The following is a 20910-nucleotide window of genomic DNA, read 5'->3' as shown; positions in this document are numbered from 1 at the left end:
AAAACCCGCATAGAATATAGCGAAGTTGCTTCTTCGAATCAGCGTGGTCGAGTAGAATCGGTCATGCAGCTCGACCTCGACAATCTGCCGTCGGATACTGCGCTTCTGCATCGCCTGGTGCGCGACATTGCCTCGGTTATCGCGCATAGAAACAGCGAGATCCAACGTCTCCAGGCGATCATCAAACAGCTTCAGCGCGCACAATTTGGGCGTCGTTCCGAGCGTCTCGACGCCGATCAACTCGCCCTTGGACTCGAAGATTTGGACATCGATTTGTCGGCCGTCGAGGTAGATCACGCCTCGCTGGAGGCGTTTTCGCCGACGCAGAAACTGCAGCCGAAGCGCAAGCCGCTGCCGGATCATCTGCCTCGAGAAGAGGTCGTGCTTAACGTCGATAGTGAGAGATGTGCGTGCTGCGGCGCCGCGCTGCATGCGATCGGTGAGAGCGTCAGCGAGATGCTGGACTGGGTGCCAGCACAGTTGCGCGTGGTGCGCGTCCGCCGCCCAAAATATGCCTGCCGCAGCTGCGGAACGATCACCCAGGCCCCGGCGCCCGAGCGACCGATCGCCGGCGGTTTGGCCACGCCAGCCATGCTCGCGCAGGTGCTGGTCAGCAAATATTGCGACCACACACCGCTCTATCGGCAGGCGCAGATTTTTGCGCGTCATGGCGTCGAACTTGAGCGCTCGACATTGGCCGGATGGGTCGGCGGCGCGTGCTGGTGGTTTGAGGCCCTGCACGATCGGCTGTGCGAGCACATGTTCGCGTCGGATCACCTGTTTGCCGACGACACTCCAATCCCTGTGCTCGATCCGGGCCGAGGCCGCACCAAAACCGGACGGCTGTGGGTGTATGCCCGCGATCAACGGAGCTGGGCTGGGCCTGAGCCGCCGGCTGCGGTTTATGTGTTCGCGCCCGACCGGAAAGCGGAGCGCCCGGCGGCGCATCTGACGCACTTCAAGGGCGTTCTGCACGTCGACGGTTACGCGGGATTCGAGCGGCTGACCGACGCCGGCAACATCACTCTCGCCGCATGTTGGGCGCACACCAGGCGCAAGTTCTACGAGGTTGCGCAAGCCGAGGACACGCCCGTCGCGCACGAGGCCCTGCGCCGCATCGCCAGCCTCTATGCTGTCGAAGCGCAGGTGCGTGGTCAATCGCCGGCGCTTCGACTGGCCACGCGGCGCGCACTCGCCAAGCCGATCATTGACAGCCTTCGCCTTTGGCTCGAGGTGCAGCTCCCGCAACTGCCCGGCCGCGGCAATCTCGCCGAAGCGATCCGGTATGCTCTGTCGCGCTGGGATGGATTGACCCGCTTCCTCCATGACGGCCGCATAGAACTCGACACGAACCCCGTCGAGCGAGCGATCCGACCTGTGGCGCTCGGCCGCAAGAACCACCTCTTTGCCGGTAGCGACGGCGGCGGAGAACGATGGGCAATTATCTGTTCGCTGATCGAGACGTGCAAGCTCAATGACGTCGAGCCTTACGCATACCTGCGTGACGTGCTGCAGCGAATGGTCGGCGGACATCCGATCAACCGTCTCGACGAACTGCTGCCGTGGGCTTGGAACGCTCAGCATCCTGTCAAGGCCTGAGCTCATGTGCAGGATCCGGACGCATACCGTCGAGTTGTCGAGTTTACCCCCTGTCCAAGTTCTCCCGCCAATTCCCCGCTGAAGCACGCCATTGTTTGCTAGCCCGCGCGCCTGGTCATTGCGATGCTCCCGAAGCTGATCGAGCGGCAAAGACCCCAGTCGACTTAGGGATCATGTGCGAAATGTTTCGCGACGAGACTGCAGTCGTGGCGTCGGTCGAAGCGACGAACGTCGACGGTCGACGGCCTCTTTGCATGAGATCGGATCGGACAACGAACGACGTGGCCGCTGCCGACGACTGCCGGCCGGCGATCCACGTCGGCAGCAGTTCGATGCCGAACAGGCTTGCAAGCTTGGTCACATAGGATCGCGTCTCATCGGGCAAGAAATGGCCCGCGAGATACTCTTCGTAGCGAGTTGGTCCCGCGTTGTACGCCGCAAACAGGCCAGGTGAACCGTAGCGGTCGAGCAATTCACGGAGATACGCCGTGCCGGCCAGAATGTTGTCACGCGGATCGTACGGATCGTTCCCTAAATCATAGCGTTGGCGCAGTTCCGCCCAGGTCGCCGGCATGATCTGCATCAGTCCCATTGCGCCCTTGGGTGACTTGGCGTGCCCGTCTCCAGCGCTTTCGATGCTGATGACCGAACCGATCCAGCTCATCGGAATTGCAAAGCGCTTTGAGGCTTCGTCGACGAAAGCAGAAAACGGGTTGCTTGCCCGAGCAACCGCTTGAATCGACGCTGATCCGCTCTCCGCTAGAGCACCACTGTCCGACGCAGCGAAAATAAACAGCAGCGACACGACAGCCCAAACACGCACGCCCGACCGAGCCAAGCATGCCGTCGTGCTCGCGCCCGTCCAGGGTAAAGCCGCTTCGCGCCGGCCATGCGGCCGCCCTGGACTGCCGCGGCGCGCGTCGGCCTTGCAGACATTGATCGGGACGGAGGAATGATCCCGCAATTGATCGAACAGAGAAATGGCGGGGTAAGAACGTGGAACACGCACGATCACTCCTCCCACGTCCACACGGGCAGCGCACGGCCGATCACCGCCGACGCCGGCAAGAATCCAAAATATCGGCCATCAAGGGAGTCGTCAGACTGCCAGTTCATGACAAAGAGCTCGCCGTCTCCGACGACGCGGCAGCCCTGCCACTTCGGCAGCGGCCGGCCGCGTCCGTCGCGATCCCGCGCTTCGCCCATTGCAATGTCGTCGACCGAAATTGTGAGCCCGCTTCTGCAGACCGTCTGCCCTGGCAGCGCCAAGATCCGCTTGAGCATCGGAACGCCGACTGGCAGATAGCCGTTCAAATCGAGGAAGGTCGCAAGCGGCTCGGGCGGCTGAACGGCGACCAGCTCGGTGACATGGAAGCTCTCCGTCGGTCGTAAGCGATAGAGACCGATTGGCACGCTCGCCGATACATTCCAAATGTAGAGCGGAAGCGGCTCCAGAGCGACTGTCGCGACGAGCGCAGCAGCCGCCCCAAACGTCGCGGTCAGCGTCTTCATGCGGCCCGTCATCGCATTATCCTCTGACGGTGAAGCCAGGCCTGGTGGCGCGCTTTCGTATACGGACGCGGGTTTTCGTTGACGGACAGACGATTATGAACGTGATGCCAATGATCAGGCGCGACATCGGCGGGATCGATGCCGAGCGCCTCAACGGCATCGGTCATCTGCAGCACGCGCTCGACCTTCGGCCAACCTGACAGGCGCAGCAGAATCTCGCCGCCGGGTGTCACATAAGGAACGGTCGAGCAGCGCTGTCCCGGCGCGACCGCGCGCAGGATGTCGATCCGCGAAATGATCGTCCCAAAGTCGTTCGAGGTCCAACGGACGAAGGCAAAGACGCTGCCGGGCGCGAATGACAGGACACGCCGGTGGCGATCAAGCTTCCGTTCCTTGACGATACGACCGAACCGAATGCGGTTTTCGATGCGCTTCTCGAGCCACAGCACTTCTACTTCAGTAAGATCGCTCATGCCGCCGCTCCCTGAAGCTCGAACTGGGAGCCGTGAGCTTTGGGGTCGGTGAAGAGCGTGTGCGGCTTGCAAACGCAAGCAGGGCTAACGGCCCGCCGTTGCCAATCGCCTCCGATGCGGCTTGCGGCCTGGTCCGTTAGAAAAAATCCGAAGGATTTCTGGTTAGTAAAGTTAGAGCGGCTGGAAAGCGCGAAAAAACAAGCTCTTAAGCCCGATTCCGGTCCCCGATAGCACGAGGATCCGGTCCCCGATAGCACGAGGGTTGCGGTCCCCGATAGCACGAGCTGATTCACAGGTTGTCCTCCGAATTTGGAATGAGATCGCGCCGGCGCAGGCGTGCCGTAAAGGGATCAACAGGCGTAGGCGCGAAGTTCAGTCGCTCGGTGCCATTCGGATCGCGCGTGAGCACGAGCTGATAGCCGGGCAATGTCTGGCGCTGGACGATCTGACGCACATCGTAAGCGAAGTGCTTGAGCGGCGAGAGGATGCCGGACTTGGCATGGAGGTGCACAAGGTCAAAACTCCAGCCGCCATCCTGGCGTCCACCGTGCTTGCGCACGAGCCGGTAGAGCCACCGCTCAAGGCCGCCCGTCAGCTCGAAATAGGCGCGGTCGATCGTCAGCACGAGCGCATCATCGATGACGCCGGCATAGAACCAATCAGGCAGGATCAATTCGAGTCCAAATGGGCGACCATTTGCATCGGACGTCTCCTTCCACTCGTTGATCCAGGAGAAGCGATGCCGTCGCCGTTCTGTCGCCTGTCGGATCGACGTCAGCACGGTTGTTGACTGAAGTCTGTCGAGACCAGCCTTCAGCCGGTCATAATCGCGCGCGCTGGTGCCGCGGCCGACGAACGTTAGAATCTCGTAAGGCGTTGCAGCCATGAGGCGCGACGTCTTCAAACCGGCGTCCCGTGCTTCGACGACCTGAGACGCAGCCCAGATCAGAACGTCTGCATCCCAGATGGTGGCCATGCCGTGCTCCGGCACGGCTTCAACACGAATTGCGATCGCACCGGCATGGAAATCGATCGGCACAATCCGCTTCGTTTTTGCGAGCGAGAAGAACGGATAAGCCATGAGATCCTGCGCGTCGCGGAGCGCGAGATCGCCGGGCAGCGCCCTAAAAAGCTCAAGCTGATCGCGCTCAGAACGGTCTCTGCGCCGCATGATCACTGTCCTTCCGCGGTGATCAGCGACGTTCCTGGCCCGCATAAGGGCGCAGCGTTGGGTGCTTCTTGGCCGGCAGCACCGTCCCCTTCCCGGGGTCGGACGTCGACGTCTTGGCGCCGAGGTCGGCCCATGCTTTCAGGTCATCTACGGCGTAGACGACACGTCCGCCAATCTTCCGATACGTCGGTCCGGTACCGTATGTGCGGTGCTTCTCCAGCGTGCGACCGGAAAGGCCAAGATAGCGCGCGGCTTCCGGTGTACGCAGGAAGCGCGGGGGTAGACCGGCCATCGGATCGGGCATTTGAGAACTCCAGGATGATAGCGCACCGCGGATGGCGGCGTCGGCGTGTGTGCGGTCATCATGGAGAAGCAAGTTCTCGGAGGGGGATGCCGAATATTGGGGGGTCGATTTTCGGCACCCCTTGGGAGGGTGCTACTCGTCCCTGCGCTCGGGCCGCAGAAGTTTGCGATAGCCTCCGCGCACCAGCGCGAGGCCGCTTTGCACGAGGCGGATGATTCTGCTGCGCAGATCGTGTGTTTTCCAGGCACGATCGGGTATGCGCCTTCCGCCGAACAAAGTCTCTGCGATGCTGCGGTAGGTCGCGCCGGCGAAGTACGCAGCGACTGCGCGAAGACCCGCGCATAGTCGTTCGCGCCGCTGCTTAGACAAGCGATGAAAGGCGGGCCCTGGCGCGCGTCCATTCATCGCGCGCCACAGCCGCGTGGCGGCGTGCGCGTGTGCTTCGAAATCGCGGTCGAGCGGCAACTCGGCTGCATAGTGAGCGCCTGCGGTCAGCGGCTGTTTCGACCAGATGCGATGCTCCGCCGAGCCGATGTGCAGCACCGCGTGCCACCCGTCGGCAGCGCGGCACACCTGTCCGGCAGTAAAGTCGAGCAGTGGCTGAGGCGCTGATTTGTGAGAAGCAGCCGGCACGGTTGTCACCGGGACAACGGACGCTAGAACCTCAGGTGTCCAAAAGATAGCCTGCTCTTTGGATGATTTTTGCGGGTCATGGGCGAAAGCAGATGCCCCACCTCCTCCTGAATTCCTCGGTCACTTCGCCATTGGGGCTGTCCGCAATCATTGTTGCGTAATCGCGTTGGTAGTCCACGTTCATACGAAGGCCTTCCCAGGCGATGTGAGTGATCTCAGCGTTCTCTAGGCTCTTAAACGAATCCGGCGATCGCCAGTCGAATTCAGGCATTGCTTCCGCCCCCCATTGCACGCAGCTAACAAGGATTGCGGCGCAATAATTATGAACGAGACGGTTGTAGGAAGCCCCTAGTTTGGCACCACGTGGTGCATGAGAATGACCACCGGTTAGCGAAAGAAAATAGTTCTGCCTGCAAGTCGCCAGTCGGCGATTCTCTTCTATTTTGAGCCGGCGCCGCGCAAAAGGCGCCCCTGCTCGGTCACCCATTTGGCGCGCGCAAGATGACTCTGGTATGCGTTGCGTGCACGGTCCGGCTCTCGCTCCGGATCGATATGCAGGACCACTCGAGCGACTTCTCGCCAGTCCGCCCCCTCACCCTCCGCCTGCAGAAGGCGAATGTACGTGACGACATGCTGTTCGTCGTAGGCCGTCAGCGCCGGCTCATTCGGCGCGACATCCGCGACGTCAGGGTCTAGCTGCGGGTTCGACATCAGAGCTCAATATCCGCGGGATCGAAAATTTAATCGCGAGGCGTGAGCCTTGTCGGCTCGAAACAGTTCCCTCTCGTAGCATACGGCATGCCACCCGCACGGGCGACCGTACAAGAAGCCGCAGCATTCTCCATATTTCCGGCAATCGAAGCTCCGTCCCTGACCCGCACATCCAAGCTCCGCGTATTATAACACGTAGCGCCAAAATACGCGATTGCTTCCTATCCTGCGGATGGATATTCGCAAGGTCTTTGGAGCGAACGCGCGTCGATTTAGACTGGCCCTTGGCTTGAGCCAAGAGGCCGTGGCGGAACGCATGGGCGTCGATCGGGCCTTCGTGAGCAGCATGGAACGAGGGCTGCAAAACGCGACATTGCTCACAATCTGGCAGATTGCCCAAGCTTTGGACGTCCGACCTGCAGATCTGCTTGAGGAGAAAGTGCCCAAGGTTCGATCCTGATCTTCGCGAGCCGGGCCGGAGGCCCGGCGAGCGCAGAACGCGGATACGCGTCATCGCCGCCGATCCGGCTTGCCGGATCGGCGGCGATGCGTTGGGCTGGAAGCGAGACCGCGCAACCGTTCCCGATTGCGCGGCTCACAGTGTCAGATTGCACGCTCCATCAGGCGCTTGGCTTTGCCTTCCAGTTCGAGGCGCGTGTCCTGATGAGCCTTGCCGCGAGCAAATGCGGTAATGCCCTGCACGAAATCAAAGATGCTTTCCGGCTTGCGGTTTTCCTCACCTAGAACGGTTTCGATGATCTTCGCGGTCTCGGACTTGGAAAACCCGCCTCTGCGAAGAAAGCTCTCTCGGTCATCGTCCGTGCGGGCGACGATCCGCTCCCGAGCCGCCTTGATGCCGGCGATAAACGGCGCGGGCGAGGAATTGGCAAAGCTTGTCAATGCGGGCGCGGCTTCATGCGCGAACCGCTGTGCGGCGAATTTCGAATGCCGGAGAGTGATCTCCTCAAAATTCTCCACGCCCCACAGATTGCGGTTCATGCAGACAGCGCGGAGGTAGAAGCTGGCAATGCCGAGCGTCTTGCTGCCGACTTCACTATTCCAGCAGTAAAATCCCCGGAAATACAAATCCGGCGACCCGTCCGCTAGGCGCCCCGCTTCGATAGGGTTAGTATCGTCGACTAGAAACAGAAACACATCCCGGTCACTGGCGTAGAGCGTGGTCGTGTCCTTGGTTACGTCCACAAATGGATTGTGTGTCATCGTCGCCCAGTCCATCACGCCCGGCACCTTCCAGCGCGTGTCACCGGTGCCATTGCCCGCGATCTTCATGACCGCCGCGACCAGTTCATGATCCCAGATGCGGCCATAGTCCGGCCCGGTAACAGCACGGAGCTCAACGCGTCCGTTGTTGGTCTCCAATGTCTTCACGAGCTCGGCGCGTTGCGACAGCAAGCCGTGTTGCAGGTTGATGGCCGATAGGGCCGCGGGAAGCTGCCGCAGATAGGAGGTCGGCGCGCCGACCAACGTGCACAACTGGCCAAAGCTCCAATGGGTCGGCGCCACCGGCTCGTCACGTCCCGGCACCGTCAGGGCCAGCCGCTCGGCATTGTCCCGGCTCGCCTCCACCCGGATGGTCCGGCTTTCTACCGTTCGCGCATGTGCGCGCTCGGCCCGGCCTCGCACCGCTTCATAAAGGTCCGGCAGGTTCAGATACCGCTCGTCATCCGGTCGCGCAAACCACTCGGACGACACGCGGCCGATCCGCTGGCCGCGCGATATATCCACGCGGAAACCGCCGGAAGCAGGCTGTTCGCTTTGGGACAAGGTCATCATGTTCATGGTCGTTCTCCTATGGGCTGAGGTTGAAGCGCAGCGCTGCGCTGCAACCCTGCCCGTCGGCGAGACCTGGGGTAGCAAGGGCAAGGGCGGCCGGAGCGGAGGGGGATCACCCGCCTGACAAGGGCGCGCTAACAGCGCGCGTCTGCACGCGCTTGACGACATCGTCGTCATGAAGATTCTTCGCGCGGAAGACCGGGGATACCGCTCCGGCCGGCACGGAATCGTGCTTCACCCTTGCCCGCGCGAGGGCGGAGCCCTTAGCAATCTCTTCAAAGAAAAAATGCTCTTCCTCCTGCAAAGCGGCGCAAGAAATGCAAAAAAGCTCCGCCTCCGGAGAGGCGGGGCCGATGATCCCGAGGGATCAGTCGCCGTTGCGGCGGGACCAGATCAGGGTGAAGCCCTCGTCGCCTTCGACCTTCACCAGCGAGGCGTAGATCGGGGCCGGGAAGCTCGGGTCGTCGAGCTTGACCGAGAGGTATTCGCGGTCGCTGTCGCGGGCGGTCTTCTTCCAGGCCGCGCCGAACTCGGTCACACCGTTGAAAATGCGGTAGTCGGGCGCCTTGTCGTTGTCCTTCTCGGATGCGGCGAACCTCGCCTTGATGTTCAGCGTCAGCGTCTTGATCGAGCCGACGTAGCCGTTGTCTGAGGCGGTGAAGGTGCCGATGGTAGCCATGGTGGTCTCCGTTTGTTGCTCGGGCCGCGCCTATCGCAGCCTCGATGGCGATCCTTGGCCCGGGGAGCGATCGGCCCGCAGCCTTCAGGCCCGCAGCGTCAGCGGAGGACGGCGACAAGCCTGCTTTTTTGTCTTCCGCGAGGAATGCCGCCCCTTCGCGGCAGGGGAAAAAAGCAGGCGCAGCCGTTGCGGGAAGGCGATCGAGGCTCTTGCCGGCCCTCGGGCCTGATCAGCCCATTCGAGGTTGCGTTGGACGCGCCATGAACGAACTGACGGAGACCACCATGGCGGCCGACACCGACGCAGCACAGGGACGGGACTGGATCGATCGGACACATGCTGACATCAGCGCATCAACGGCAAGAAAGACGCATTCTGGCAAACGCTAGCGCCCCTCGTCGCATTCCTGCGTGCCAGGACGAAGGTGCTGCTGGAGCGATCCGCCAGGCAGCGCTTGCAATACTCCAGTCTGCAGACGACAAAGCGTCCGGCCTCATCGCTTGCTGTTGATAGGCGAGCACCACATAGCGGTCCACATGGCTGCCGCAGGCGGCGTCGATCAAAGTGATCGAGGTCTCGCTCGTGGCGGGGCTTCCATTCAGCGGTCGCCGCTGAACGCAAAAATCGGCCGCGCGCCGGTCAGGCGCGCGGCCGAAATTTTGGAACCGGGGCCGCTCGCGCGGCCCCGGCTTAAGCCTCATTCTGCGGCCTGCGAATATTCATCGCCGCCTTGCGCCTCGCTTGGGACAGCCGTCCGATCCTCCGGCCTGGCCGTTCTCAGCAGCGAGGGCAGCCAGTCGGTCGCCGCCAGTAACTGTTCGGCGGCTTCTGCCATGTCGGCCTTCTTCATATCCACCATTCGTTCGGCCGCCTCGCCGCTCACACCTTCGCAAACCGCCTCGAGAATGCGCGCTTTGGTGACGCGGCCAAGATAGCTGCGCACCGTCGGCCGCCAATAGCCGGTCATGTCGAGGGACACGGCTTCCGCGAGCCGATCCGCTGTTGCCAGCGCTCGCGGCCGCCGCTCCCATGGCAGTTTCACCGCATTGACGGTCAATGCGGCGCAATGCGCGAACAGGGTCATGCGGCTATCGTGGTCGAGTTCGGCCACGAAAGCCCAAAGGCCAGCGACGTCCCGGGGCATCTGCCTTGCCCAATTGGCGTGACGATCCGCCCAAGCCTTGCCGGCCGGTGTATCCTCGATGCCATCCGCATGCCCAGCCAAATCGGTCTTGACCGGCTGGATGCCGACGACATGCGCATCCGCACCGAGATAGAAGATTTGCGCCGCAAGCGCATGCGTGACGCCCACGATTGCGGTTTCAGGCTGTTCGCTCAAATTGAGGCGCAGTCCCAAGGTGCGATGTGCGGTGAGGTCCCGAACAAGAACGTCAGATAGAGGTCGGTCGTCGTCCTCTTCCTCGGCAACGACTTCTTCTCCATTATCACCTTGCGCCGCGTGGCCATCTGTCTCGCCGCACTCGTTCGGCGCCTGCGCGTCGCTCCCCTCCTCGGTTTCGGCTTGGGGCTTCTCGTCTGCCGGGCGGATGAACCCGCGCTCGATCCGAATGGTGCCGTCGTGATTGAGGATCACGAAAGCGCCACCGCGCGCGATGTCGTCAGGATCATAGGCCTGCCGCTTCGCTTCCAGCCGCTCGATTTCGGCCTCAAGCTCACCGAACCGAGCGTCCACGTCGTCACCAAGTTCCTCAGCCGCCTGATGCTCTTCCGATAGCCGGTCGAATGCCGTCTGTGCCGTAGTAAGAGCGGCCTGATCTTCCGTCGAAAGCTCGACCGGATGCGGATAAGTCCGCCGCATGCCGTGGGCGTGCGGGAAATCAAGATGGGCTTCCGTCCATTTCCAACCTTCAGACGCCCGCACGGCATCGGCTTCGCGGCCGAGCTTTGCGGTCACCAGCAGATCGAGCAGCGCCACGTCTTCCAGATAGCCGCCGCGATCTTCGGTGAAGAGATCACGAAGGATCGAGCCGCCCGCTTCCGTGTAGGCCTCGATCCCGACAAACCGCGCACGGCGGTCGGTTGCGGCCACGTGCGTTTCGGTGAGCATGCGACGGATGGTGCTGGCATCACGGTTATAAGATAGCCGCTCATACACGCCTTCCTGCCGGGCATGATCATCAGTGATGGCAAAGGCCATCAACTGTTCAAGGGTCAGCTCGCCATCGCGATAAACCTGCATCAGTTTCGGGGAGACCGCGCCCAGCCGCAGGCGTTGACGCACCACATGCGGCGTCACACCGAAGCGGGCGGCGATTTCCTCCGCGCCGAAGCCCCGTTCTTCCGCCAGCTTCTTGAAGGCCTCGAATTGATCGGCAGGATGCATGTTTTCCCGGGTGACGTTCTCGTCCAGGCTGATTTCGTGCGGGTCGTTCGCGGTGTCGATGATGCAGCGAATGGGCTCGGTCTTCTTGATCTCCTTCCGCTTCACCCGCAGAAGCTGCGCCAGCCGCCTGCCTTCGCCGATGGTCACGAAGTAGAATCCCGTGGCCGCCCCTTCTCCGTCCAACTCCGGCTCGACCACCAGATTTTGCAGAATACCTTTGGCGGCGATGCTGGCCGCGTACGCCTCGATCGCCGCTTCACTGTGCGGTGTCTTGCGCGCGTTCTTCGGCGACTTCTTGAGCTTGTTAAGCGGAATGAACATCTCCGTCCCGCTCTCGGGGATGGTTTCAACGTGCTTGGCCGACATGATCAATCTCCCTATGCTTTCATGGGTGCAGGGCGCACTCCGCGCCTGCGCCCCTGCCCGTCGGCGAGACCGGGGTAGCAAGTGCCAGGGCGAACCGAGCGGAGGGGGATCACCCGCCCGAAAGGGCCGCTCGTAAGAGCGGGTCTGCACGGGCGCATGCCAGTCGTTCGGAAGAGTGAGGGATCAGAGAAAGCGCGGAAGACCGGGGAGACCGCTCGGGGCGGCGCCGGCGTCAGCCGGCGCTTTACCCTGGCGCGCGCGAGGGGCAGCGCCCCTTAGATCTCAACCGTGAGATTGCTGCGCAGCCCGGCAGAGGTGAAAACAAGAGGCAAGAGTGAGAGAATCAAAAGAGGCACCCGCAGGAGGGTCAGCATAGCGCCGACGCGTAGCGGCGGGACCCGGGACCGAGTGCAGTCGCGAGACCGGTTAAGAAGGCACCCGAACGCGGGACAGTGATAGCGACGCCGGCATGCAATGACGGCGGGGCCCGCGAGCGAGTGCCTCCGGCGAGCGACTCATTATGTTGCGCGAGGGATCGAAGCCTATGGCCGAGACGCGAAGCGGCTCGGTTCACGAGAGCCCGATGCGGCGAAAGCCGCACGCGCCCAAGCGGCAGAAAGCCATTGGGACCTGAGTCTGAGGATCTAAATTTCCTCGCGCGCATTCGTCTGCGTGTCATAGATCCTGATCTGAAGCATGGGAAAACGCTTCTTTAGTTCTTCTCCACCGGCCTTGGCGCCGTCTTTGGTCGCAAATTCGGCTTTGAGTCGGCCGTCCACTTCAAGCGCGTAACCAGAGGCCGGCATTTCACGGTTGGCTGCAACCATTTCATTCCCATTGTGCAGTGAGGTGATTGGATGAGGGTTAGCGTGAGTCGCCCAAACCACGCTAGCGCCCACCTGCGTGAGGGTGGTGATAGACCATCGCACGTTGTGGATTGATGCCCCGCAGTGGAGTCCATCAAGGATGGGCACTTGCATCGTCCGAACAGTCGGACGGCTTTCCGCCCGCGCGGATGCATGCACGATAGAGCCACGGCTCGATGTAGCTGCCCTTCCAGAGTCCTAGTCCGGCGCGCTCAGCCTCGCGCTGAGCTTCGTGATATCTGCCCTTCGAGTATTGGGGCCAATCCAGCGCGAGACCGTTGCGCACAAGCCATTCCGCAAGATCCCTGCCCGCGACGGAACAGGTCGCGACCGTGCGGCCATACCGGTCGAGACTGAGAGGAACGCAATTGACGGGGGCGCCGGGCAATGTAAGCGTCGAGGTCGTTCGCAGCCTTCGAACCACAGCGGTACTGTGCACTGTCCTCACCGCGACATAGCTGAGTGCTTTCCGGAGCATCCACGGCCCAAAGGCGGATCCGCATTCCATGAACCTCCAGCGTGTCGCCATCAATGACGCTGGCCTGACCGACAAAGTCGTCGGCCAGCGCCGCGCTCGATAACAGCAGGAGAATCAATATAAGGTCTCGGCGTTTGTTCATGGCGTGGGTACCAGCGATTACCGCAGATCGCGGGGATTGGATTTCGGCCAGTTCTCAAGTGGCCTCAGGGACGGCAGATTCTCTGGCCGCTCGGGATAATGAAACTCCGTGCCGCGCAGCCAGCGGCCCTGGAAGCGGTCCCAGAACAGGATCGCATCCATCTGCCAGGTAAACTCATAGACCCTCCAAACGCCGTCGCTCTTTATGACTTCACCCGTTGCGTTGAAGGGCAGGCTGTTCAGTCGGCAAAGCGCGTAGATCTCATCCCAGTGCTCGCGCATGTAACGGTCTTCCAAGGCCACATGATACGGCCGGTCGGCGCGCCAGCGGGCCCCGCCCCCACGCGGATAGAAGCCTTGGCGTGGCATCAGGAACTCGGGAATGCGCGCGATTGCCTTGCCGATCCGGCGTGCCTCGTCCGAGGAGAGCTTGCTAACGCCGAAGCTGTAGCACTGCGCATCATCGCGGCAATAAGGCCACGCCAGCGTTACGCCGTTCGCATCCCTAACGACGTAGCACTCGGAATTTTCCCGGACCAACGTCCAGGGCGGCTTGAAACGGCGGCTTGACTCCATTAGAACAAAATAAGAACATACTTCATCGACGGTCAACCCTGGAACAACGCCATGTCATCGGTCTCGAAGCCGAACGAACACGACGAGGGGCTGGACGCGGCCGTCGAGCAGGCGATCGCCATTTGCGACGGCGATATTCGCGCGTTGATCGTCGCGAACAATTTCCTGGAAACCGAGATCTCGGAGCTGAAAAAGGCCGTCTCGCACGCCTACACGCGTGGACACTTTCGGACCTACACGGGGTAGTCGGCGCGCGGTGAGCTGGCGATGAACGATCCGGACTAGTATTCCTTCGTAAAGGATCAGGCACCGACATGGTTGATTGAATTGATGGATGACCGAGAGCGAAGGCTGAATGTGCAATCTCTATTCGATCACAACTAACCAGGCCGCGATCGCCGGTCTGTTCAGACGCATGAACCGTTATGTCGGCAATCTGGCGCCGATGCCCGGTGTGTTTCCGGACTATCCGGCACCGGTGATCCGCAATGTCGGTGATGCCGAAGAGATGGTGCTGATGCGCTGGGGCATGCCGCCCCCACCCAAGACCGGCGGGCCGCCGGTCACCAACATCCGCAATACGTCGTCGCCGCATTGGCGCGGCTGGCTGAAGCCGGAGAGCCGCTGCCTCGTGCCGGCGAACAGCTTCGCCGAGTACGCCCCCGAGCCAAATCCTGAGACAAAGAAGAAGGAGGTCGTCTGGTTCGCGCTCGAGGAAAGCCGGCCGCTCTTTTGCTTCGCCGGCATCTGGACCGAGTTCAAGGGCGACCGCGGCACCAAGTCGAAGCCAATCCCGGGCCCTCACCTTGTTTACGGGTTTCTCACAACATCGCCGAATGCCGTCGTCGAGCCAATCCATCCGAAGGCCATGCCGGTAATTCTGACCACTGAGGAGGAGCGTGACGTCTGGATGCGCGCTCCCTGGGATGAGGCGAAGGCGCTTCAGCGCCCTTTGTCCGATGATGCGCTGAAGATCGTCATGCGTGGCGAAGACAAGGAAGACAAGGTCGCTGCGTAGGCGGCTTTTGCACAGGGCGGCGGAACACGTGGAAAAGCACCTGTCCTGACGATTTGGAATCCCTGCCCTGTGTTAGCAGCCGGAACGACTTGAGGGCTGCAAGGATTCGCCCCTCGCGCAGGAGCGATCTCGATGCTGATGACCAAGGAGAAGCGGACGGCGATCCGCACGGTGCGCGGCTGGGCGATAGCGGTGCTGCAGGAGGCAGGCGCGATCCGCGAGTGCGAGTACCACGGCTGGATGCAGGACCGCGCAGATCCGCACGCCCGGAAGCGCGCGTTCGAGATCGCCCGCCAGGATCCGCCGCCGGGTCTTTCGCCCGAAGCGGCCGCCGAGGCGGTCACCGAGGCTCTGGATTCGATAGGCGACACCTGCCCCGAATGCCCGCCCGAGGTTTAGGAGACCGGCTGGACAATCAAGATCAGCGAAGGCGACTAGCGCCCCAGACGCTTCTCGACGCGCTTCCGGCTGTTGCCGACTTTCTTGACTGCCTTTTTGACCGCCGACGCCGACCGCCCTGTCTTCTTGGACTCGTACCCCACTTCATACTTTTGTCGGCCGGCCACCTTGGCCCGGTCCTGCTTGCGTCCGCGCGCCGTCTTCTTCTTCGCTGTCGCCATCGGCTCCTCCTGATGGATTGATGATGAAGCAACGCAGCAAAGGATTCATGGGTTCCGGAACGATTCGAACTGTGTCAGTTTGAATCAGCTGTTGCGTGGAGTAGGTGAGTGGCGTTTCAGCGTCGAAAACCGGCGACAATCGGCACTAAGGCACCGTTGCCCGGCTTTATCGAACCGGCCTTGGCGACCTCGATCGAGAAGGTGCCGTCCGGCAGTCGATGGATTCACGAAATCAAGTTCGACGGCTACCGCGTTCAGGTACACTTGGCCAACGAGGCGGCCAGGATCTTTACCCGGCGAGGTCACGACTGGACCCATCGCTTCAAGAAGGTTGCCCACGACGCCTGGCGCATCAAGGCGAGCTCCGCCATCGTCGACGGCGAGATCGTCGTCCCCACGGTCGACGGTACCGATTTTTCGGTGCTGCAGAAGGAACTGAAGGGCAAGTCGACCAGGATCGTGCTCGTGGCCTTCGATCTGCTCTACCTGAATGGCCGTGATCTTCGGAAGCTACCGCTGTTCCAGAGGAAAGCGGAGCTAAAGAAGATCGTCGATCGCACCGACGTCCAGTTCAGTGAAAGCTTCGAGATCGAAGGACGTGAGATGTTCGCACACGCATGTAAACTCGGCTTGGAAGGCGTCGTCTCGAAGGTACGAGACGGCTCTTACCCGAAGGGACGTACGAGCGAGTGGGTGAAGAAGACCTGCGTCCAGCGCGAGACACTGACCATAGCCGGCTTCGCGCTCGATGAGGGCAAGTGGGACGGCATCTATCTCGGTCGGCGCAAGGGTGATGACCTGATCTATGCGGGCAAGGTCGACCATGGCTTCGACAAGGCTTCCGCCGCCGACTTGCAGAAGAGGCTAAAACCGCTGATCCGGAAGACCCAGCCGTACACGAAGCGGATCGCACATAAGGGTATCTGGGTCGAACCGAAGTTGCTTGCCGAGATCGAGTACCGCGCGAAGTCGGTGGAGGGAAAAGTCCGCCATCCCTTCTTCGGGGCCTGCGGGAGGACCTGTGATGGATGCCTACGACCGCTTTTGGCAGTGGGCAGAAAAGCCCCTGGACAGCTTTTTGACTATTCCCGCTGAGCTCCATCACGCCGTGATGATGCTTCCTCCAGAAGATCGGCGAGATCGCGCGAAGGTCAACGCCGCTGTAGCGCGGGCGGCCGATCCTGAACGCTGACCCATCCCGCGAAGATCAGTCTGTGCTTTTCCCCGCTGCGCTTCGAAAGGAAGAACCCGGCACGAGGAATTCGCTGTATAATTTACGTATGAGATCGTCTGATCAGAATCAGAATGTCGTTGAAGGGGACGGCCGCAAGATCATCCATATCGATATGGATGCCTTCTACGCGTCGGTCGAACAGCGAGACAATCCGGACTTGCGCGGCAAGCCCGTCGCCGTGGGCGGATCCAGGGGGCGTGGCGTCGTCGCCGCCGCGAGCTATGAGGCGCGCAAGTTCGGGGTTCGGTCAGCGATGCCATCGGTGACTGCCAAGCGACAATGCCCGGACTTGATCTTTGTGAAGCCGCGCTTCGAGGTCTACAAGGAGATCTCGCGACAAATCCGAGCGATCTTCGCCGAGCATACGGAAATCATCGAGCCGTTATCGCTAGATGAGGCATACCTGGATGTTACAGAGAACATCCAAGGCATTCCGATCGCGACGGAGATCGCGACCATGATCCGGGCCAAAATCCTCAGCGAAACAGGTCTGACCGCCTCCGCCGGCATCTCCTACAACAAGTTTCTGGCGAAACTTGCATCCGACCAACGCAAGCCGAACGGTCAGTTCGTCATCACACCCAAGATAGGGCCGACCTTCGTTCAGGAGCTCGCCGTTGGCAAATTCCATGGAATCGGCCCGGCGACGAGCGCGAAAATGAATAGTCTTGGCATCTTCACGGGCATGGACATGCGTAACCAAACGCTCGAGTTCATGACCACCAATTTCGGGAAGGCGGGAGTCCATTACTATTGGATCTCGCGCGGCATCGACAATCGGCCGGTCCGAGCCAATCGTATCCGAAAGTCGGTCGGTGCGGAGACCACGTTCTCGCAGGACCTCGCCGACTACGAAGCTCTGGCAGCCGAATTGCAACCGCTGATCGAGAAGGTTTGGCGTCACTGCGAGACCACCGGTGCGCGGGGACGGACGGCGACGCTCAAGGTGAAATTTTCCGATTTCGAGTTGATCACGCGCAGCAGGTCCACGGGCCTCATCGACAGTACGGGCGATCTCTCTCGCCTAGCTCTCGAGTTACTGAAGCAGCTGATGCCGCCACGGAAGGCAATACGACTGATCGGAATCGCTGTTTCCGGCTTTGGAGTGCACGACCCAGAAGATGAGCAACAATTGCCACTTACCTTGGATGCATTTAGTGTCCGGGGATGATTGTTCCGAATCAGCACTGGTCTAGCTGACCGGTGACGGCCACACGGCTCCGAGGACTACCCTCGGGCGCGTCGCAACGAAGCTTCCAGCTTCGCTTTCTCCTTATCCCAACGCACCTCTTCGGCTTGCGCTCGCTCCTCGAGAACTTCGACCTCAGCTCGAATATCGGCAGCATTCTTTTCGTGGTTCTGACGAGCTGCGTCCAAGGCGGCTTGCGCTTTGTCGATGGCGCGCTGCCGTCGCTCGCGTTCCTTCTGCCGGGCCGCCTCTTGCTTTGCATGCTCGCGCTCGCGTCGCTTCTGCTCCTTCTCAAAAGCGAGTGCGGCCTTCCGGTCGGCTGCCGGATCATTGCCCCGCTTTGCCTGCTGCTTCCGCGGCTTTTGGCCGGCGAGCTTGGGACGGCGCGCCTTCTTCGAACCGTCATCATCAGTGAGATCCGTGGGCAGTTCGGCCTGCTCTTTGAACGGACCGCTTGAGCCGACTGGACGCTTCAGAACCACGCCCGGCGCTGCCATTGTCGCCGCAACAACGTCCGGATCTTCACTCTGCATCGCGGCTCCCTGGTGGAAGAGGTTGCTGTCGGCACCCCAGGCTTCCAAGGCCGCCTTCATTGACGGCGCCGCTATCGCCAGATCGAAGAAGCCAAGTGAAGTTTGATACGTCTTCAGCTTCCTCGCCATTTTCGTGCTCTCCTGCGCGGCCCTTAGATCACGATGCGATCGAAATCTGCAGCTACTCGACTGTTTGCAAACGTCCTGCTCGCCTCGGTCAATATTTCCTCATCATGATAGCGACCGGAAATGTGTGTCAGAATGAGCAGCTTGATGCCCGTCATTGCCGCGAGCGCGGCAGCTTCGGCCGCGGTAAGATGCCCATAATCACGGGCGATGGACGCATCACGTTGGAGAAAAGTCGCCTCAATCACAAGCACGTCTGCATCGCGAACGTGCTCAGCCAGACCATCGACGGTTTCAGTATCTCCAACGATGACAAGCTTCTTGCGTCCCTCCGGCGGCCCGAGGACGTCTTCGGGATCGATCGTCCTGCCGTCCGCGAGCGTCACCGCCCTTCCTTCCGCCAACTCTTTGCGCACTGGGCCGTCCGGCACTCTAAGGGCCGCGAGGCGGTCCGGCCGAAGATGACGGCGGACCTGGCTTTCGAAGGAGAATCCGAAGCTGTCGGTATCGCGGTGGCGGACCGGAAAGCAGCCGATCGTGAAGTCGCCGGCGTCGAGGACCTGGCCGGTCGCCAGCGGAACGAGTTCTAGCGGAACGGGCGCACGCCCTTCTCCCCACAGGCCCGCGAGCATCCGGGCGACGATATCGAGGGTGCCCGGGCTCGCATGGATCTTCATCAGGTCATCGGTTCGCCGAAGCCGCAGAGTCGAAAAGAGCCCGGGAAGGCCGAGCACATGGTCGAAGTGACCGTGGGTCAGCAGGATCCGGTCGAGCCGTCGGAAGCCGGCGCCGCTGCGTAGCAACTGGCGCTGCGTCCCCTCTCCGCAATCCACCAGAATGCGATGGCTACCCGCCTCGACTAGAATGCCCGGGTGGTTGCGATCTGCTGATGGAACGCTTGCCGATGTTCCGAGAACGGTGAGTGCGAACATTCGTGGCTTGGTGTCACGCCGACTTCCGCTGTGACTTGGTCGACGGCTTCTTCGCCGCGGTCTCCTTGGCCTGCTTCTTGCCGGCGATCGGCATGAGCATTTCCTTTTGGCCCGCCGACGCCTTGCGCGGTTTCTTTGATGACTTCTGCTGTGCCTTGGTCTCCGCCGCAGTGCCGCCAACGCTCCGTCGCAGCGCTTCCATCAGGTCGACGACGTTCTCGCCCCCAGGGCGCTCCCTCGGCGTGATCGGCTTCCCTGCGCGCTTCTGGTTGATGAGGTCGATGAGAGCGGTTTCGTACTGGTCTTCGAACTTGTCCGGCTCGAACCGTCCGGACTTCTGGTTCACGATGTGCTTGGCGAGATCGAGCATGTCCTTGGTGACCTTGACGTCCTGGATCTCGTCGAAATATTCGTCCTCGGAGCGGACTTCGTACGGGTAGCGCAGCAGCGTGCCGACGAGCCCCTTGTCGAGCGGCTCAAGTGCGATGATGTGCTCGCGGTTGGTCAGCACGACACGGCCAATTGCGACCTTGTTCATGTCGCGGATGGTCTCTCGGATCACGGCGAAAGCATCGTGCCCGACCTTGCCATCGGGCCGAAGGTAATATGGCCGGATCAAGTAGCGCGGATCGATCTCCGATTTCTCGACGAACTCGTCGATATCGATGGTCCTCGTCGATTCCAACGCGAGCTCCTCGAGCTCCTCTTTCGACACTTCGATGAACGTCTCCTTGTCGAGCGCATACCCCTTGACGATGTCCTCGTTCGGCACTTCCTCGCCAGTGTCGGCATCAACCTTCACGTATTTGATGCGGTGGCCGGTCTGCCTGTTGAGCTGGTTGAACGAGATCTTCTCGCTCTCTGAGGTAGCAGGATATAGTGCGACCGGACACGTGACGAGCGACAGGCGCAGAAAGCCTTTCCAGTTGGCGCGCGCGGCCATGAACGCAGTACTCCGAAGCGAGGGCGGCTTAATTCAAGACGAATGGGTGAGCATGGTTCCGACAGTGTAGGCCTCCCTACAAACGATATTTTCGGCTGAGGCGGGACTCGACATTTGTTCTCGTTATGTTCTAATAAAGCCGTGACTGACCGCCCCGCCAGTTGGCGCATGCCGAATGCAAAACAGATGGAAAAGATGGCCGCGGCCCTAAGCAGGAAGGCCACGGTCCCACCTGCGCTGGCTCCAAACAACGACCTGCCGCCCGAATACTGGCAAGCGCTTTTGGAGGAAGCGCGTGCCAAGCCATCCGGGTCCAGCATCGCCGCGCTGCGGCTTGGCGAAATTGTCCAGCACCTTCTGAGGGTGAATTGCCGCCGCTGCAACCGGTGCATCGAGATTCAGAGACTCGACGCCGTCCGGCTCTACGGCCAGCGCGCTGTCTGGAAGGATGTCGGGCTACGCTTGTTGGACGATACCTGCACCCAGCGGACGGGACGTCACGAGGAAGACGGCTGCTGGCCGTTCTACGATGCGCCCTGAACACGTCGGCAAAATGCACGGAATGGCCCGCAACACGACCGCACGCTGTCAGGAGAAGGCCGAAAGTCGTGCACGGAGGAGGGCGATCTACAAGCGGCTCTTCCAATACGGCCTGGTTATAATTCAGA

General features: G+C 61.3%; 27 protein-coding genes and 1 pseudogene. 10 read left to right on the top strand and 18 right to left on the bottom strand.

Going from position 1 to position 20910, the window contains the following annotated elements; all coding sequences use genetic code 11:
- Positions 1–63 precede the first annotated feature (63 nt).
- Entirely contained in the window at positions 64–1599 is a 1536-nt protein-coding gene (locus tag OZ411_RS02670; protein WP_282526675.1) for an IS66 family transposase, read from the top strand.
- Between the two features lie 115 nt (positions 1600–1714).
- Here the strand turns inward: OZ411_RS02670 and OZ411_RS02665 are convergent, their stop codons facing one another.
- The 8 genes from OZ411_RS02665 to OZ411_RS02630 form a co-directional block, all read right to left on the bottom strand.
- Positions 1715–2608, bottom strand: a complete 894-nt coding sequence (locus tag OZ411_RS02665) for a lytic transglycosylase domain-containing protein (protein WP_282526674.1) — start codon at positions 2606–2608, stop codon at positions 1715–1717.
- A 2-nt stretch (positions 2609–2610) separates the two neighbouring features.
- Complete coding sequence (locus tag OZ411_RS02660; protein WP_282526673.1) at positions 2611–3123, bottom strand: S26 family signal peptidase; 513 nt, start codon at positions 3121–3123, stop codon at positions 2611–2613.
- The gene (locus OZ411_RS02655) at positions 3120–3584 is read right to left on the bottom strand and encodes a DUF2840 domain-containing protein (protein ID WP_282526672.1); all 465 of its coding nucleotides are present in this window, start codon (positions 3582–3584) and stop codon (positions 3120–3122) included. The genes OZ411_RS02660 and OZ411_RS02655 overlap by 4 nt, the downstream gene beginning before the upstream one ends.
- A 289-nt stretch (positions 3585–3873) precedes the next feature.
- Positions 3874–4755: a replication initiator protein A gene (locus OZ411_RS02650; protein ID WP_282526671.1), complete on the bottom strand. Its 882-nt coding sequence runs from the start codon at positions 4753–4755 to the stop codon at positions 3874–3876.
- A gap of 22 nt (positions 4756–4777) precedes the next feature.
- Positions 4778–5059: a helix-turn-helix domain-containing protein gene (locus OZ411_RS02645; protein WP_249759698.1), complete on the bottom strand. Its 282-nt coding sequence runs from the start codon at positions 5057–5059 to the stop codon at positions 4778–4780.
- Positions 5060–5191: 132 nt separating this feature from the next.
- Positions 5192–5692 (bottom strand): DUF2285 domain-containing protein, encoded by a 501-nt coding sequence (locus OZ411_RS02640; RefSeq protein WP_349016969.1) that lies wholly within the window; start codon positions 5690–5692, stop codon positions 5192–5194.
- Between the two features lie 76 nt (positions 5693–5768).
- Entirely contained in the window at positions 5769–5963 is a 195-nt protein-coding gene (locus tag OZ411_RS02635; RefSeq protein WP_282526669.1) for a DUF6499 domain-containing protein, read from the bottom strand.
- A gap of 167 nt (positions 5964–6130) precedes the next feature.
- Positions 6131–6403, bottom strand: a complete 273-nt coding sequence (locus OZ411_RS02630) for a DUF2285 domain-containing protein (RefSeq protein WP_282526668.1) — start codon at positions 6401–6403, stop codon at positions 6131–6133.
- 232 nt (positions 6404–6635) lie between these two features.
- Here OZ411_RS02630 and OZ411_RS02625 point away from each other — a divergent pair, with 232 nt between their 5' ends.
- Positions 6636–6863: a helix-turn-helix transcriptional regulator gene (locus OZ411_RS02625; protein ID WP_282526752.1), complete on the top strand. Its 228-nt coding sequence runs from the start codon at positions 6636–6638 to the stop codon at positions 6861–6863.
- A gap of 143 nt (positions 6864–7006) precedes the next feature.
- Here OZ411_RS02625 and OZ411_RS02620 read toward each other — a convergent pair whose 3' ends face one another.
- Positions 7007–8203, bottom strand: coding sequence for a DUF932 domain-containing protein (locus tag OZ411_RS02620; RefSeq protein WP_282526667.1), 1197 nt, complete (start codon positions 8201–8203; stop codon positions 7007–7009).
- A gap of 361 nt (positions 8204–8564) precedes the next feature.
- On the bottom strand, positions 8565–8876 hold the full coding sequence (locus OZ411_RS02615; RefSeq protein WP_194456893.1) for a DUF736 domain-containing protein: 312 nt from the start codon (positions 8874–8876) through the stop codon (positions 8565–8567).
- A gap of 260 nt (positions 8877–9136) precedes the next feature.
- On the opposite strand from OZ411_RS02615, the gene OZ411_RS02610 reads away from it, so the two are divergent.
- The gene (locus OZ411_RS02610; protein WP_282526666.1) at positions 9137–9265 is read left to right on the top strand and encodes a hypothetical protein; all 129 of its coding nucleotides are present in this window, start codon (positions 9137–9139) and stop codon (positions 9263–9265) included.
- Between the two features lie 308 nt (positions 9266–9573).
- On the opposite strand, the gene OZ411_RS02605 is transcribed toward OZ411_RS02610, so the two are convergent.
- The 4 genes from OZ411_RS02605 to OZ411_RS02590 form a co-directional block, all read right to left on the bottom strand.
- Positions 9574–11586 carry a ParB/RepB/Spo0J family partition protein gene (locus OZ411_RS02605; RefSeq protein ID WP_282526665.1) on the bottom strand — a complete coding sequence of 671 codons (2013 nt, stop codon included), beginning with the start codon at positions 11584–11586 and terminating at the stop codon, positions 9574–9576.
- 644 nt (positions 11587–12230) lie between these two features.
- Complete coding sequence (locus OZ411_RS02600) at positions 12231–12413, bottom strand: hypothetical protein (protein ID WP_282526664.1); 183 nt, start codon at positions 12411–12413, stop codon at positions 12231–12233.
- 133 nt (positions 12414–12546) lie between these two features.
- Positions 12547–12930: a thermonuclease family protein gene (locus tag OZ411_RS02595; RefSeq protein ID WP_349016968.1), complete on the bottom strand. Its 384-nt coding sequence runs from the start codon at positions 12928–12930 to the stop codon at positions 12547–12549.
- Between the two features lie 159 nt (positions 12931–13089).
- Positions 13090–13683: a hypothetical protein gene (locus tag OZ411_RS02590; protein WP_282526663.1), complete on the bottom strand. Its 594-nt coding sequence runs from the start codon at positions 13681–13683 to the stop codon at positions 13090–13092.
- 15 nt (positions 13684–13698) lie between these two features.
- Between OZ411_RS02590 and OZ411_RS02585 the strand changes: the two genes are divergently transcribed.
- The 3 genes from OZ411_RS02585 to OZ411_RS02575 all read left to right on the top strand — a co-directional run bounded on the left by OZ411_RS02585 (position 13699) and on the right by OZ411_RS02575 (position 15064).
- Positions 13699–13893: a hypothetical protein gene (locus OZ411_RS02585; protein ID WP_282526662.1), complete on the top strand. Its 195-nt coding sequence runs from the start codon at positions 13699–13701 to the stop codon at positions 13891–13893.
- Between the two features lie 109 nt (positions 13894–14002).
- Positions 14003–14665 carry an SOS response-associated peptidase gene (locus OZ411_RS02580; RefSeq protein WP_282526661.1) on the top strand — a complete coding sequence of 221 codons (663 nt, stop codon included), beginning with the start codon at positions 14003–14005 and terminating at the stop codon, positions 14663–14665.
- Between the two features lie 132 nt (positions 14666–14797).
- On the top strand, positions 14798–15064 hold the full coding sequence (locus tag OZ411_RS02575) for a hypothetical protein (RefSeq protein WP_282526660.1): 267 nt from the start codon (positions 14798–14800) through the stop codon (positions 15062–15064).
- A gap of 35 nt (positions 15065–15099) precedes the next feature.
- Here OZ411_RS02575 and OZ411_RS02570 read toward each other — a convergent pair whose 3' ends face one another.
- A complete protein-coding gene (locus OZ411_RS02570) occupies positions 15100–15285 on the bottom strand; it encodes a DUF3606 domain-containing protein (RefSeq protein WP_282526659.1) in 186 nt (61 codons plus the stop codon).
- A gap of 108 nt (positions 15286–15393) precedes the next feature.
- Here OZ411_RS02570 and ligD point away from each other — a divergent pair.
- The 3 genes and pseudogenes from ligD to dinB all read left to right on the top strand — a co-directional run bounded on the left by ligD (position 15394) and on the right by dinB (position 17690).
- A pseudogene (ligD, locus tag OZ411_RS02565) lies at positions 15394–16310 on the top strand (non-homologous end-joining DNA ligase).
- Entirely contained in the window at positions 16310–16477 is a 168-nt protein-coding gene (locus OZ411_RS02560) for a hypothetical protein (protein WP_282526658.1), read from the top strand. The pseudogene ligD and the gene OZ411_RS02560 overlap by 1 nt, the downstream one beginning before the upstream one ends.
- Before the next feature lie 88 nt (positions 16478–16565).
- Positions 16566–17690: a DNA polymerase IV gene (gene dinB, locus OZ411_RS02555; protein WP_282526751.1), complete on the top strand. Its 1125-nt coding sequence runs from the start codon at positions 16566–16568 to the stop codon at positions 17688–17690.
- 56 nt (positions 17691–17746) lie between these two features.
- Here the strand turns inward: dinB and OZ411_RS02550 are convergent, their stop codons facing one another.
- From OZ411_RS02550 to OZ411_RS02540, 3 genes are read right to left on the bottom strand one after another with little or no spacing between them, the layout of a single operon-like run.
- Positions 17747–18370, bottom strand: a complete 624-nt coding sequence (locus OZ411_RS02550; protein WP_282526657.1) for a cell envelope biogenesis protein TolA — start codon at positions 18368–18370, stop codon at positions 17747–17749.
- 23 nt (positions 18371–18393) lie between these two features.
- Positions 18394–19299 (bottom strand): ribonuclease Z, encoded by a 906-nt coding sequence (locus tag OZ411_RS02545; protein WP_282526656.1) that lies wholly within the window; start codon positions 19297–19299, stop codon positions 18394–18396.
- Positions 19300–19312: 13 nt separating this feature from the next.
- Positions 19313–20242: a Ku protein gene (locus OZ411_RS02540; RefSeq protein WP_282526655.1), complete on the bottom strand. Its 930-nt coding sequence runs from the start codon at positions 20240–20242 to the stop codon at positions 19313–19315.
- A 141-nt stretch (positions 20243–20383) separates the two neighbouring features.
- On the opposite strand from OZ411_RS02540, the gene OZ411_RS02535 reads away from it, so the two are divergent.
- A complete protein-coding gene (locus tag OZ411_RS02535; RefSeq protein ID WP_282526654.1) occupies positions 20384–20782 on the top strand; it encodes a hypothetical protein in 399 nt (132 codons plus the stop codon).
- Positions 20783–20910: the final 128 nt, after the last annotated feature.

Origin of the sequence: Bradyrhizobium sp. Arg237L (assembly GCF_029990105.1) — a bacterium.
Taxonomy (GTDB): domain Bacteria; phylum Pseudomonadota; class Alphaproteobacteria; order Rhizobiales; family Xanthobacteraceae; genus Bradyrhizobium.
Note: the sequence above shows the minus strand (reverse complement) of the source record. Positions and strands in the feature narration are given on the sequence as shown.